The sequence below is a fragment of the Microbacterium sp. NPDC058269 genome, assembly GCF_042881445.1.
Taxonomy (GTDB): Bacteria; Actinomycetota; Actinomycetes; order Actinomycetales; family Microbacteriaceae; genus Microbacterium.
In genome coordinates this window covers 323,264-334,798 of the sequence record NZ_JBHVXT010000003.1, presented here as the reverse complement: position 1 = coordinate 334,798, position 11,535 = coordinate 323,264, and the positions used below count along the sequence as shown (strand labels likewise).

The window sequence follows — 11,535 nt, the reverse complement described above, 5'->3', positions numbered from 1 at the left end:
CGCGGTCACTCGCCGTCGAGGGAAAGCTCCTGCGGAAGCTCGAACTCCCTGCGCTGCAATTCCTCGACGTTGACATCCTTGAAGGTGAGCACGCGCACGGCCTTCACGAAACGATCTGCACGGTAGATGTCCCACACCCAGACGTCGGTCATCGAGATCTCGAAGTAGAAGTCGTGCTCGGTGTCACGACGCACGACGTTGACCTCGTTCGCCAGGTAGAACCGACGCTCCGTCTCCACGACGTACTGGAACTGTGACACCACATCCCGGTACTCCCGGAACAGGGCCAGCTCGAGTTCGCGGTCGTAGTCGTCGAAGGCTTCCTCATCCATGATGTGTCCATCCTAGAGTCGTGGGCCCCGAGGCGCGTCATCGACGGGTTCGGGTACCCCTCCCCCTGCGCTCAGAACAGAGTCGGAACATCGGCTATGGCCCACGATGCCCGGTGGTGCGGCGAGAGCCCGATGGTCCGGATGGCGTCACGATGCTCCGTGCTGGCATAGCCCTTGTTGCGGTTCCACTGATAGGCGGGATGCGTCTCATGGAGCTCTGCCATGTAGCCGTCCCGGGCGACCTTCGCGATCACGGATGCTGCGGAGACGGATGCGCAATCCCGGTCCGCCTTGATCACGGGACGCACGTGGAGCGGCGTGGGATGCACCTTCGACACATAGTCGTGGTTGCCGTCGAGCAGGATGAGAGCCCCGTCGAGCGCGGCGCCCTGATCCGCGACGGCCAGAACCGCGCGCGACGCCGCCAACCCGAGCGCCCGCATGATGCCGAACTCGTCGATCTCCTCGGCGCTGGCCCACCCTACAGCTGACGCCTGCACCCACGCGGCAGCGCGAGCGGCGACCTCGGGTCTGCGCTTCTCCGTGACGAGCTTGGAATCACGCAGTCCCTCGGGCACCCGCCGGCGGGCGCCGGCGGCGTCCATGACCGCCGCGCCCACCGCGACCGGGCCCGCAAGGGCCCCTCGACCGACTTCGTCCAAAGAGATGATCAGCTCGCACTCGGCGAGGAGGCGGCGCTCGAGCGTGAGTCTGGGGGCGACGACGGTCATTCCGGAGCCGGAACGCCGTTGAAGATCTCGTGATGGCCGTCGATCGGCCCCAGCCGGTCCAGCGGCCAGGTCGTGAGGAACGCCTTGCCCACGATGTTCTCCATAGGAACGAAACCGCCGCTCGGGAGGTCCTGGTGTGCGCGGGCGTCGCGCGAACGGTCGCGGTTGTCGCCGAGCAGCCATACCGAGTCCTCGGGGACGACGACGTCGAAGGGCTCGTTCGACGCCGCGGTGTCACCCGGAGGGAGGTTCAGATAGCTGAGCTCGTCGATGGGTGCACCATTGATGGTGATCTGTCCGAGCGCGTTGCAGCAGACGACATGATCGCCGGGGAGTCCGATCACGCGTTTGACGAGATGGTCCTGAGAATCAGTGGCGGAGATGCCGACGAAGTTCAGCACCCAGTCGACGGCCTCGACCAGCGGAGGCTGCGCGGGAGTCTGCGGTTGTCCGTCGAGCCACCCGCCCGGGTCCTTGAAGACGACGACGTCTCCCCGTTCGTAGTCGGTCCACCGCGGCGTGAGCTCATCGACGAGGATGCGGTCGTTGATCAGAAGCGTCCGTTCCATCGACGCGGAGGGGATGTAGAAAGAACGCACGACGAAGCTCTTGACGACGAACGAGACGAGCGCGGCGATCACCACGATCACCAGGACATCCCGCAGGAAGACGAGGAACCCGCGACGACGTCTGGACGTGGGCGCGGACGGGGATTCGGTCATCAGGTTCCTTCGCGATCATGCACCGTCGTGCGGCGACGATATCTAGGTTCGCACACCGGGGAGAGAACAAAGCACCCCGGGACATCGTGTCCCGGGGTGCTTTGGAGGAGCTGCGACTCAGCGGTCGCGCTTCTCCTTGATCTTCGCCTTCTTGCCGCGCAGCTGGCGGAGGTAGTAGAGCTTCGCGCGACGCACGTCACCACGGGTGACGACCTCGATGTGGTCGATCACCGGGGAGTGGACCGGGAAGGTGCGCTCGACGCCGACCTGGAAGCTGATCTTGCGGACCGTGAAGGTCTCGCGCACGCTGTCGCCCTGGCGGCCGATGACGACGCCCTGGAAGACCTGGATACGAGAGCGGCTGCCCTCGGTGATGTTGACGTGCACCTTGACGGTGTCACCGGGGAAGAAGTCCGGAATGTCCGAACGGAGGGAAGCCGCGTCTACGGCGTCGAGGATCTGCATGATCGTCTCTCTCTGCACCCGCCACAGGTCGCATGCATGAATTCAAAGGAACAAGAAAAGGATTGAGCTGTACGGCGCTGACGCGTCCGCGGGCTCCCCTGTGGCAGAGCCGGTCACAGCACAAACACCCATTCTGCCATGGATGCCGCGCCCGGCCAAAACGCGAGCGTCAGTCGCGAGTATCGGTCTCCCGCACCACGATGACCTCATGAGCTCGCGTCGGCGGAGCAGGTTCATCGACCGTCGGGATCGTGGACCATGTGATGGTCTCGCGCAGTCGGGTGCCGCTCCCCTTCGCCTCGTTCCACAGCTGCCACAGCTGCAACCAGATCAGAGCGATGCCGGAGACGATCGCGCCGGTGAGCACCCACGGGAACGCCCCGTCGATGAAGAAGCCCACAGCGATCGTGAGGCCGTTCCAGACGGTGAACCCCGCGACATCCCACCAGGACACGGCCCGCTCGATGCGCACCGACGGACGGGAACGGGTCAGCAGAGTGAGCAGGAGTTGGCCGAGGAAGACGGACGGCATCGCGATGAGGAGCACCCAGAGGATCGACCAGCCACCCTGGAAAACACCCCACCCGATCAACAGCCAGAGAGGCAGCAGGAACGCCGCCGGGAGAAGCCAGCGGAAGAAGGCCTGTCGCAACCACATGCTCAGATCGTACGACGCCGGCCGCCCCCATGGCCCGGTGTTCGCTGAGAGCGGGCGGGGTATGGAAGGCCCTCCATCAGGGAGAATGGAGATGACGAGAGGACACCCGATGATCGAACTGCGCACCCCTGCCGAGATCGACGAGATGCGCGCCGCAGGACGTTTCGTCGCCGAGACGCTGGCGACGCTACGCGACGAGACGAAGGTCGGGACCAATCTTCTCTCGATCGACCGCCGCGCCCACGACATGATCCGCAAGGCCGGAGCCGAGTCCTGCTACATCGACTACCACCCCTCCTTCGGCGCGAGCCCGTTCGGAAAGGTCATCTGCACCTCGGTCAACGACGCGGTGCTGCACGGACTCCCGCACGATTACACCCTGCGCGACGGTGACCTCGTCACCCTCGACTTCGCGGTCTCGGTCGATGGGTGGGTCGCCGACTCCGCCGTGTCGTTCGTCGTCGGGACGGCTCGCGACGAAGACCTGCGGCTCATCGACACCACCGAACGGGCCCTGACGGCCGCGATCGACACCGCGACGGTGGGAAACCGCATCGGAGACATATCCGCAGCCGTAGCCGCTGTGGCGCACGGAGACGGCTACTCCATCAACACCGACTTCGGCGGACACGGGGTCGGGCGCACGATGCACGGCGACCCCCACGTCCCCAACGACGGTCGCCCCGGCCGGGGCTTCCCGCTGCGCGCCGGGCTGGTCCTCGCGCTCGAGCCTTGGTTCCTGGCGACCACCGACGAGCTGATCACGGACCCCGACGGATGGACCCTGCGCAGCGCCGATGGCTCCCGCGGCGCACACTCGGAGCACACGATCGCCATCACCGAAGACGGCCCCCTCATCCTCACGGACCGAACGTTCCTCGGCGTCGACTGAGTCGCGTCATACCCCCCCACGCCGCGATCTCGGCCGCCGCGCGCCCCGGAGGGGCGCCGTATGCCATCCTGAAGCCATGATTCCGCAGGACCGTCACGTGCCGGAGCGTGTGCTCCTCGCTCGGCATGGACAGACCGTGTGGAACGCCGAGCACCGACTCCAGGGCCAGCTCGACTCACCGCTCACTGACGCGGGCTTGGCCCAAGCCCACGCGATTGCAGACCGGCTCGTGGATGCTCATGTGCTGACCGTGTGCACCAGCCCCCTGGGCAGAGCGATGCAGACCGCGCGCATCATCGCCGACCGGATCGGCGCAGACCTGATCTCGGTGCCGGAGCTCGCAGAGGTCGACCACGGCGATCTCGCGGGGATGACCTGGGACGAGATCGACGTGGTCTACCCGACTGCGAGGGAGGAGCGCGCCGCCAATCGCTACGGCTGGGCGTTCCCGGGCGGGGAGAGCTACGCGCAAGCCAGGTCTCGGGCGCGTAAGGCCCTCAGCAGCTGCGGGTGGGCATCCGAAGGCATCCCGCTGCTCGTGAGCCACGAGATGATCGGACGCATGCTGCGCGCGGAGCTGCGCGGACTCGACGCGACGAATGCTCTCAGTCTGCGGCATCCGCACGGAGTGGTCTTCGAGATCGACGGCCGGTCGGAGCGGATGCTCTGACGCCGTACCCTCCACCGGATTCGGCGCTCCCCCTCCGATCAGGAGGAGGGGATCTCGCCCGGAAGCAGGTCGGGTCGACGGGTCCTGGTCCGCACGAGCTGCTGCTCCCGCCGCCAGGCGGCGATCGCGGCATGATTTCCGCTGAGCAGAACGTCCGGCACAGAGCGCTCACGCCACGACGCGGGCTTCGTGTACGACGGATACTCCAGGAGCCCATCCTCGTGCGACTCCTCGACGAGGCTCTCGGGATTGCCGACGACCCCGGGGATGAGCCGACCGATGGCCTCGATCATCGCCATCGTCGCGACCTCTCCTCCGTTGAGGACATAGTCTCCGAGGCTGATCAGCCGCACCTCACCGTGGTCGGCGGCGGACTCGAACACCCGCTCATCGATGCCCTCGTAACGACCGCAGCCGAAGACGAGATGCTCTCGCGTCGCCAACTCGCGCGCGGTCTTCTGAGTGAAGACCTCGCCGGCGGGTGACGGGAAGATGATGGTCGGACGCTCGGCGCCCGTACCCTCGGAAGACGCGGTGATCTCATCGAGAGCGAGGCCCCATGGCTCGGGCTTCATCACCATGCCGGCTCCGCCCCCATAGGGGGTGTCGTCCACGGTGCGGTGTCGATCGAAGGCCCAGTCGCGGAGGTCCCGGACGTGGAGGTCGATGAGGCCGGACTCCTGGGCCTTCCCGAGCAGGGAGAGCGTCAGACCGTCGAAGTAGGACGGGAAGATGGAGAGGACGTCGATGCGCACGGGGGAACCGTATCAGCGGTCACTCGGCCGCTTCGGCATCCGAGCCAGACGGCTCAGCGTCCGCGGCATCCGGAAGCTCCTCGAACAGCCCCGGCGGCGGCGTCACGATGACGCGCCCGGCCTGGACATCGACGGTCGGGACGATGGCTGAGACGAACGGCACCATGACCTCGTTCTCGCCGGTCTTGATGATGAGGAGATCCTGTGCGGGGAAATGCTCCACGCGCACGACGCGCCCGATGACGGTGTCGTCTCGGACGACACCGAGGCCGACGAGCTGGTGATCGAACCACGCGTCGTCCTCGGCCTCATCGACATCCTGGTCGATCCACAGGATCGCCCTGACGAGGCTGTCGGCGGCGTCGCGGTCGTCGACGTCCTCGAAGAACACGACAGGATTGCCGTTCATCACGCGGTACTCGCGCACCGTGATCTCCTTGCCGTGCCACGGAGATGCCTCAGGCACCTGCAACGTGAATCCGGCTCCGGGCGTGAAACGACCCTCGGGATTGTCGGTGTACAGCTCGAGCTTGAGCCCGCCCTTGAGTCCGTGCGCCTTGACGAGGCGCCCGACACGCAGCTGGTTCTTGCCCTGGTTGCGGTCCTTCGCCACCACGTCAGTCGTCCGCGACATCGACGCGGACCCGACGCCCGTCAGCGAGTGCGCTGACGAGGGTGCGAAGGGCCTTCGCGGTGCGGCCGCCGCGCCCGATCACGCGTCCACGGTCATCGGGGTGCACGCGCACCTCGAGGAGGTCGCCTCGCGGCGATGTGGATTCGTTGATACGGACATCTTCCGGGTGATCGACGATCCCCTTGACGATGTGTTCGAGCGCGGCGGCGAGCACGACGGATTACTCTGCGTCTGCTGCGGGAGCCTCAGCGGCCTCCGCGTCGGCCGCGGCGGGAGCCTCCTCAGCGGGAGCCTCAGCCTTCTTCTCGACCTTGGGCTTGACGACGGACTTCTTGGAACCATCGATCTCGAAAGGAACCTTGGGCTCCTTGACCTTGAGCGTGGACTTCGCGTCGGCGTCGCCCTTGAACTTGCCCCAGTCGCCCGTGATCTTGAGGATGGCGGCGACCTGCTCGGTCGGCTGCGCGCCGACGGAGAGCCAGTACTGCGCACGCTCGGAGTTGACCTCGATGAACGAGGGCTCCTCGGTGGGGTGGTACTTGCCGATCTCCTCGATCACGCGACCATCGCGCTTGGTCTTCGAGTCGGCGACGACGATGCGGTAGTAGGGCGCACGGATCTTGCCCAGGCGCTTGAGACGAATCTTGACAGCCACGATTCTCCTGAATTGTGTGGAAGGAAACGAACCGGTCGCCTGGAGAGTGGGGTGCACACCCGGCGGAAGCTCAAATGAGTGTGGACACCTGCCGGATAGAGGGTCGAGCAGGTGGTCCAGCCCTCTATTCTGCCAGATGCGCGCGCCACGCGCGAAACGTGGCGAAACGACCGTTGCCGTGTCGCGCTTCGCGCGTGCCAGACTGTGCGGGTGAAGCTCGAGTTCGCCTCATCAGCCCGGTCCACCGTCGGCCTCGAATGGGAGATCATGCTCGCGGACCCCGCGAGCGGTGATCTCGTCGGACGTGCCCCAGAACTGCTCGCCGCGCTCGAAGCCGAGAGCGCCGATGAACGCCATACGGTGACCGGTGAATTGCTCACGAACACGATCGAGGTCACGAGCGGCATCGGCGACTCCGTGGCCCACGCCGTCGATGACATCGCGAACGCCATCACTGCCGTGCGCGCGGCGACGGATCCGGCGGGCATCGAGCTCCTGTCAGCGGGAAGCCACCCCTTCGCCCAGTGGTATGACCAGCAGGTCACCGACAAGTCGCGGTACCACACCCTGATCGAACGCACCCAGTGGTGGGGTCGCAACATGATGATCTGGGGCATCCACGTGCACATCGGCGTCGAGGATCAGCGCAAGGTGTTCCCCATCATCAACGCTCTCGCCGGCTTCCTCCCCCATCTGCAGTCGCTGGCCGCCTCGAGCCCCTACTGGGCCGGAGAGCGCACCGGGTACGCGTCCAACCGCGCCCTCGTCTTCCAGCAGCTGCCGACAGCCGGACTCCCCTGGCCGCTGCATGACTGGTCTCAATACGAGTCGTACCTCGACGACATGGTGCGCACGGGCGTGATGGCCGATGCGACGGAGGTGCGCTGGGACATCCGCCCCGCTCCTCGCTGGGGAACCATCGAAGTACGCGCATGCGACGGGCTCTCGACCCTGCCGGAGTTGGCCTCGGTCGCCGCGCTCGTGCAGGTACTCGTCGAGGACTTCTCGCGCCAGCTCGACGAGAGCAGGACCCTCCCCGAGCTTCCCGCGTGGTTCCACCGCGAGAACAAGTGGCGAGCAGCACGCTACGGGCTGGAAGCGCGCGTGATCGTGGATGCCGCCGGCACCCAGCGGCCCGTACGCGAGCATCTGGCAGAGACGCTCGAAACCCTCACTCCGACCGCCGTCGAGCTCGGCTGCGGTCGGGAGTTCGGCGGCATCGCCACGATCCTGGATGGCGGCGCGAGCTATGCGCGCCAACTGGCTGTCGCGGATGCCGCGGGCGGCGATCTCTCCGCCGTCGTGCACCACCTGATCCGCGAGTTCCGCTCCGGACCGGAAGCCTCGACAGAGGAGCCGTAGCCTGCCAGGGTTCCTCGGTCAGTCCTCGACGAGCCGCCTGGCGAGACCCTCATCCAGAACCACATCGGTGATGAGGCCGGCCGCCAGTGCAGCTCGAAGGCTCACCAGCTTCGGGATCCCGGAGACGACGCACACCCGCCGGGGAACGCGGCGGAGCCGGTCGAGGCCTGGTCCCGTGGCCCGCGCGTTGACACGGATGTCCCGCCACGATCCGTCGGAACGGAAGAACACCGTCGCGACATCACCGATGGCGTGGTCCTCGCGGAGGCTCCGGTAGTCGTCACGTCCGAGGTAGCCGCCGACGTAGACGCGGCTCGGCACTTCTGCGGCCGGAGAGCCGAGGCTGAACACGGCGACATCCATCTTCGCCTGCAGATCGAGCACACGTCGCGTGCTTCGCTCGCGCCACATCGCCTCGCGCGTCGCGGGATCGTCGAAGAACGCCGGGACCGGGAACTGCTGGACCTGCGCGCCGAAGGCACTGCCGAACCGCTGCAGGATGTCGCTGGAGTACTCCACGCCGGTCGTCTGGGTGTTGCCAGCGCCGTTGAGCTGCACGAAGGTCGTGTTGTGGGTCTCCTTCTGCGTGAGCGCACGGCTCACGGCGCTGATGGTCGATCCCCACGCGACGCCGATGACCATGTTCGAGTCGACGAACTGCGACAGCAGACGCCCGGCGGTGAGCGCCACTCGCTCGAGACGCTCCACCTCGCTGAGGATCTCGGGCATCGGCACGACGTGCGCCGCCACGCGATGCCGATCGCGAATCCTGTGCTCGAGCATGCCGAGGCGTTCCAGGGGCGAGTTGATCCGGATGTCGACCAGACCGCTCTCACGCGCAAAGCTCAGGAGCCGCGAGACCGAGGATCGGGACGTGCCGAGCTCTTTCGCGATGACCTCCATGGTCTTGTCCTGCATGTAGTAGAGCTGCGCGGCGGTGAGCGCCGCGATCAGCTTGCTGTCGCGTGATTCCGGGCTTGCGCCGACCATGACATCCTCCTCATCCTCGATCCTTGCACATATGTGCAGTGGGCTTGCGCGGGATGCCACACAGGTCGATGCTGGTTGGCAAGTAAGGAAGAGAGGGTCGACGATGATCGATTCGACACACTCGTCAGCGGAGCGCGCAGAGATTCGCGCCGTCCGTGAATCCGGGCGCACCAGCGTTCTCGTCATCGGTGGCGGGATCAACGGTATCTCCACGTTCCGCGACCTGGCACTCCAGGGCGTCGATGTCGTGCTCGTGGAGCGGGGGGACTTCGCCTCAGGTGCATCCTCCGCGTCGAGCCACATGATCCACGGCGGGATCCGCTACCTCGAGAACGGCGAGTTCCGACTCGTGCGCGAGTCCGTCGAGGAGCGCAACGGTCTTCTCAAGATCGCCCCGCACTACGTCAAGCCGCTGCAGACGACCATCCCGATCTACTCGACCTTCTCGGGCATCCTGTCCGCTCCCCTGCGGTTCCTGACGCACAAGAGCGGCAAGCCCCAGGAACGCGGCGCCTTCCTGATCAAGGTCGGTCTGACGATCTACGACACCTTCTCCCGTGACGGGGGGATGGTCCCCCGGCATCGCTTCCTCGGCCGCAAGAAGTCCCTCGCCGAGCTGCCCTCGCTCGACCCCAAGATCAAGTACACGGCCACCTACTACGACGCATCGATGCACGATCCCGAGCGTCTCGCCCTCGACGTGCTGCAGGACGGGCGCACGGCGCATCCCGGGGCACACGCCCTCAACTACGTCGAGGCCATCGCGCGCGACGGCGACAAGGTCGTGCTCCGAGACCGCGAGAGCGGCACGGAGTTCACGGTACAGGCCGACGTGGTCGTGAACGCGTCCGGCCCCTGGACCGACCTGACGAACGATGCGTTGGGCACCGACACCCGCTTCATGGGCGGCACCAAGGGCTCGCACATCGTGCTCGACCACCCCGAGCTGCTGGAGGCGACCCGGGGTCGCGAGATCTTCTTCGAGCACTCCGACGGCCGCATCGTGCTGATCTACCCGCTGAAGGGACGCGTCCTGGTCGGCACCACCGACATCGACGCCGACCCTCGCGAGGTACCGGTGTGCACCGAAGAGGAGGTCGACTACTTCTTCGATCTCATCCACCACGTGTTCCCGACGATCCCGGTCACGCGCGACGTGATCGTGTACAAGTTCTCGGGTATCCGTCCGCTGCCGCGCCACGAGGACACCGCTCCCGGGTTCGTCTCCCGCGATTACCGCATCGAGGTCGACGACAAGGGTGCCGTTCCGCTCGTGAGCCTCGTCGGCGGCAAGTGGACGACCTTCCGCGCGCTGGGCGAGTCCCTGTCCGATGTCGTGCTCGGCCTCATCGACCGCAGCAGGACCGTCTCCACGGTGGGCCGCGCGATCGGTGGCGGACGCGAATTCCCCCGCACCGAGAAGGCCAAGCGCATCTGGATCCAGGAGAACCTCCCCGGAGCGGGCGCACGCGCCGACCAGCTGCTCGCCCGCTACGGCACTCGGGCCGCGCAGGTCTGGGAGTACGTCGAGCAGGGGACGGATGCGCCGCTCGCCGCCGGCGACCTCTCGACGCGCGAGCTCGAGTGGATGGTGCAGAACGAGATGGTGGCACGCTTGGAAGACGTCGTCCTCCGTCGCACCAGCATCGCCTTCACGGGTGGCGCGAATGCGGAGGTGCTCGACGAGATCGCCGACGCCCTGGCACCGATCCTCGGCTGGGACCGCTCGCGTCACGACGCCGAGCTCGAGCAGACGCGCCAGCTGCTGAACGAACGACACGGACTCGATATCCCGTCCCGCACCCGCGGCTGACGGGGTCTCGGACTGCCGCCCTCCTCGCGGCGCAACTCCCATAAAGTGTCGGGGCAGAGGGGCCCCGACACACAAGAAAGGTCAAAGAAGACATGGCTGATGTGAATCTCGGTCTCTACTTCCTCTCCGAGCTGGTCGGTACAGCGATGCTGGTGCTGCTCGGATGTGGTGTCGTCGCCAACGTCGCCCTCGCCAAGAACAAGGGCTTCGGCGGCGGCTTCCTGATGGTCAACTGGGGATGGGGCCTCGCGGTCTTCGCCGGTGTGCTCGTCTCCGCATACTCCGGCGCGATCCTCAACCCCGCAGTGGGCATCGGACTGCTGATCTCGGGCACGATCGATTTCCCGATGTTCCTCGTCGCCACCGCGGCCGAGCTCGTCGGCGCGATCATCGGTGCCATCGTCGTGTGGCTCGCATACAAGCAGCACTTCGACGAGGAGCCGGAGGCCGCCAACAAGCTCGGCGTGTTCTCCACCGGCCCGGCGATCCGCTCCTATGGCTGGAACCTCGTCACCGAGATCATCGGCACGTTCGTCCTGGTCTTCGTGATCCTCGCGTTCGCGGACTACGGCGACATCGAGGTCGGAACGCCTGGCGGCCTCGGACCGCTCACCGCGCTTCCTGTGGCACTCCTCGTGGTCGCGATCGGCGCCTCCCTCGGTGGACCGACCGGTTACGCGATCAACCCTGCACGTGACCTCGGTCCGCGCATCGCTCACGCGATCCTGCCGATCAAGGGCAAGGGCTCGAGCGACTGGTCCTACTCGTGGGTCCCGGTGGTCGGTCCGCTCATCGGTGGTGCGATCGCCGCTGCTGCAGCTCCCGTCCTGCTGCACCTCGCCTGAACGACCTGAAT

At 66.4% G+C, this 11,535-nt stretch carries 15 protein-coding genes; 5 read left to right on the top strand and 10 right to left on the bottom strand.

Annotated features, from left to right (window positions below; all coding sequences use genetic code 11):
- Positions 1-5 precede the first annotated feature (5 nt).
- The 5 genes from ACFVWL_RS15190 to ACFVWL_RS15170 all read right to left on the bottom strand — a co-directional run bounded on the left by ACFVWL_RS15190 (position 6) and on the right by ACFVWL_RS15170 (position 2,908).
- Positions 6-332 (bottom strand): DUF2469 family protein, encoded by a 327-nt coding sequence (locus ACFVWL_RS15190; RefSeq protein ID WP_017830719.1) that lies wholly within the window; start codon positions 330-332, stop codon positions 6-8.
- Positions 333-403: 71 nt separating this feature from the next.
- Complete coding sequence (locus ACFVWL_RS15185; protein ID WP_387184423.1) at positions 404-1,063, bottom strand: ribonuclease HII; 660 nt, start codon at positions 1,061-1,063, stop codon at positions 404-406.
- On the bottom strand, positions 1,060-1,785 hold the full coding sequence (lepB, locus tag ACFVWL_RS15180) for a signal peptidase I (protein WP_387184420.1): 726 nt from the start codon (positions 1,783-1,785) through the stop codon (positions 1,060-1,062). The genes ACFVWL_RS15185 and lepB overlap by 4 nt, the downstream gene beginning before the upstream one ends.
- A gap of 117 nt (positions 1,786-1,902) precedes the next feature.
- Positions 1,903-2,250: a 50S ribosomal protein L19 gene (rplS, locus tag ACFVWL_RS15175; RefSeq protein WP_017830722.1), complete on the bottom strand. Its 348-nt coding sequence runs from the start codon at positions 2,248-2,250 to the stop codon at positions 1,903-1,905.
- A gap of 169 nt (positions 2,251-2,419) precedes the next feature.
- On the bottom strand, positions 2,420-2,908 hold the full coding sequence (locus ACFVWL_RS15170; RefSeq protein ID WP_387184417.1) for an MFS transporter permease: 489 nt from the start codon (positions 2,906-2,908) through the stop codon (positions 2,420-2,422).
- Positions 2,909-3,017: 109 nt separating this feature from the next.
- On the opposite strand from ACFVWL_RS15170, the gene map reads away from it, so the two are divergent.
- Both map and ACFVWL_RS15160 read left to right on the top strand, forming a co-directional pair.
- Positions 3,018-3,800 (top strand): type I methionyl aminopeptidase, encoded by a 783-nt coding sequence (map, locus tag ACFVWL_RS15165; RefSeq protein WP_387184414.1) that lies wholly within the window; start codon positions 3,018-3,020, stop codon positions 3,798-3,800.
- Between the two features lie 76 nt (positions 3,801-3,876).
- Positions 3,877-4,470, top strand: coding sequence for a histidine phosphatase family protein (locus tag ACFVWL_RS15160; RefSeq protein WP_387184411.1), 594 nt, complete (start codon positions 3,877-3,879; stop codon positions 4,468-4,470).
- A gap of 38 nt (positions 4,471-4,508) precedes the next feature.
- On the opposite strand, the gene trmD is transcribed toward ACFVWL_RS15160, so the two are convergent.
- Genes trmD through rpsP form a run of 4 tightly spaced genes read right to left on the bottom strand, consistent with a single transcriptional unit; the run spans position 4,509 to position 6,514 of the window.
- On the bottom strand, positions 4,509-5,225 hold the full coding sequence (gene trmD, locus ACFVWL_RS15155) for a tRNA (guanosine(37)-N1)-methyltransferase TrmD (RefSeq protein ID WP_387184408.1): 717 nt from the start codon (positions 5,223-5,225) through the stop codon (positions 4,509-4,511).
- Positions 5,226-5,244: 19 nt separating this feature from the next.
- Entirely contained in the window at positions 5,245-5,859 is a 615-nt protein-coding gene (gene rimM, locus ACFVWL_RS15150) for a ribosome maturation factor RimM (RefSeq protein ID WP_387184406.1), read from the bottom strand.
- Positions 5,843-6,073 carry an RNA-binding protein gene (locus tag ACFVWL_RS15145; protein WP_017830729.1) on the bottom strand — a complete coding sequence of 77 codons (231 nt, stop codon included), beginning with the start codon at positions 6,071-6,073 and terminating at the stop codon, positions 5,843-5,845. Before ACFVWL_RS15145 ends, rimM begins: the two co-directional genes overlap by 17 nt.
- Before the next feature lie 6 nt (positions 6,074-6,079).
- Entirely contained in the window at positions 6,080-6,514 is a 435-nt protein-coding gene (rpsP, locus tag ACFVWL_RS15140) for a 30S ribosomal protein S16 (RefSeq protein ID WP_387184403.1), read from the bottom strand.
- Between the two features lie 210 nt (positions 6,515-6,724).
- On the opposite strand from rpsP, the gene ACFVWL_RS15135 reads away from it, so the two are divergent.
- Positions 6,725-7,876 carry a glutamate--cysteine ligase gene (locus ACFVWL_RS15135; protein ID WP_387184400.1) on the top strand — a complete coding sequence of 384 codons (1,152 nt, stop codon included), beginning with the start codon at positions 6,725-6,727 and terminating at the stop codon, positions 7,874-7,876.
- A gap of 18 nt (positions 7,877-7,894) precedes the next feature.
- Here ACFVWL_RS15135 and ACFVWL_RS15130 read toward each other — a convergent pair whose 3' ends face one another.
- The gene (locus ACFVWL_RS15130) at positions 7,895-8,866 is read right to left on the bottom strand and encodes a sugar-binding transcriptional regulator (RefSeq protein ID WP_387184398.1); all 972 of its coding nucleotides are present in this window, start codon (positions 8,864-8,866) and stop codon (positions 7,895-7,897) included.
- Between the two features lie 103 nt (positions 8,867-8,969).
- Between ACFVWL_RS15130 and ACFVWL_RS15125 the strand changes: the two genes are divergently transcribed.
- Together ACFVWL_RS15125 and ACFVWL_RS15120 are read left to right on the top strand one after the other, a co-directional pair.
- Positions 8,970-10,679 carry an FAD-dependent oxidoreductase gene (locus tag ACFVWL_RS15125; protein WP_387184396.1) on the top strand — a complete coding sequence of 570 codons (1,710 nt, stop codon included), beginning with the start codon at positions 8,970-8,972 and terminating at the stop codon, positions 10,677-10,679.
- A gap of 92 nt (positions 10,680-10,771) precedes the next feature.
- The gene (locus ACFVWL_RS15120) at positions 10,772-11,524 is read left to right on the top strand and encodes an MIP/aquaporin family protein (RefSeq protein WP_028501983.1); all 753 of its coding nucleotides are present in this window, start codon (positions 10,772-10,774) and stop codon (positions 11,522-11,524) included.
- Positions 11,525-11,535: the final 11 nt, after the last annotated feature.

What these genes read in the sequence shown, in the direction of transcription:
- ACFVWL_RS15185 (WP_387184423.1), bottom strand. Translation starts at nt 1,063, where the DNA reads ATGACCGTCGTCGCCCCCAGACTCACGCTCGAGCGCCGCCTCCTCGCC.
- map (WP_387184414.1), top strand. Translation starts at nt 3,018, where the DNA reads ATGATCGAACTGCGCACCCCTGCCGAGATCGACGAGATGCGCGCCGCA.
- ACFVWL_RS15190 (WP_017830719.1), bottom strand. Translation starts at nt 332, where the DNA reads ATGGATGAGGAAGCCTTCGACGACTACGACCGCGAACTCGAGCTGGCC.
- lepB (WP_387184420.1), bottom strand. Translation starts at nt 1,785, where the DNA reads ATGACCGAATCCCCGTCCGCGCCCACGTCCAGACGTCGTCGCGGGTTC.
- ACFVWL_RS15170 (WP_387184417.1), bottom strand. Translation starts at nt 2,908, where the DNA reads ATGTGGTTGCGACAGGCCTTCTTCCGCTGGCTTCTCCCGGCGGCGTTC.
- ACFVWL_RS15160 (WP_387184411.1), top strand. Translation starts at nt 3,877, where the DNA reads ATGATTCCGCAGGACCGTCACGTGCCGGAGCGTGTGCTCCTCGCTCGG.
- ACFVWL_RS15130 (WP_387184398.1), bottom strand. Translation starts at nt 8,866, where the DNA reads ATGGTCGGCGCAAGCCCGGAATCACGCGACAGCAAGCTGATCGCGGCG.
- ACFVWL_RS15125 (WP_387184396.1), top strand. Translation starts at nt 8,970, where the DNA reads ATGATCGATTCGACACACTCGTCAGCGGAGCGCGCAGAGATTCGCGCC.
- ACFVWL_RS15120 (WP_028501983.1), top strand. Translation starts at nt 10,772, where the DNA reads ATGGCTGATGTGAATCTCGGTCTCTACTTCCTCTCCGAGCTGGTCGGT.
- rimM (WP_387184406.1), bottom strand. Translation starts at nt 5,859, where the DNA reads ATGTCGCGGACGACTGACGTGGTGGCGAAGGACCGCAACCAGGGCAAG.
- rplS (WP_017830722.1), bottom strand. Translation starts at nt 2,250, where the DNA reads ATGCAGATCCTCGACGCCGTAGACGCGGCTTCCCTCCGTTCGGACATT.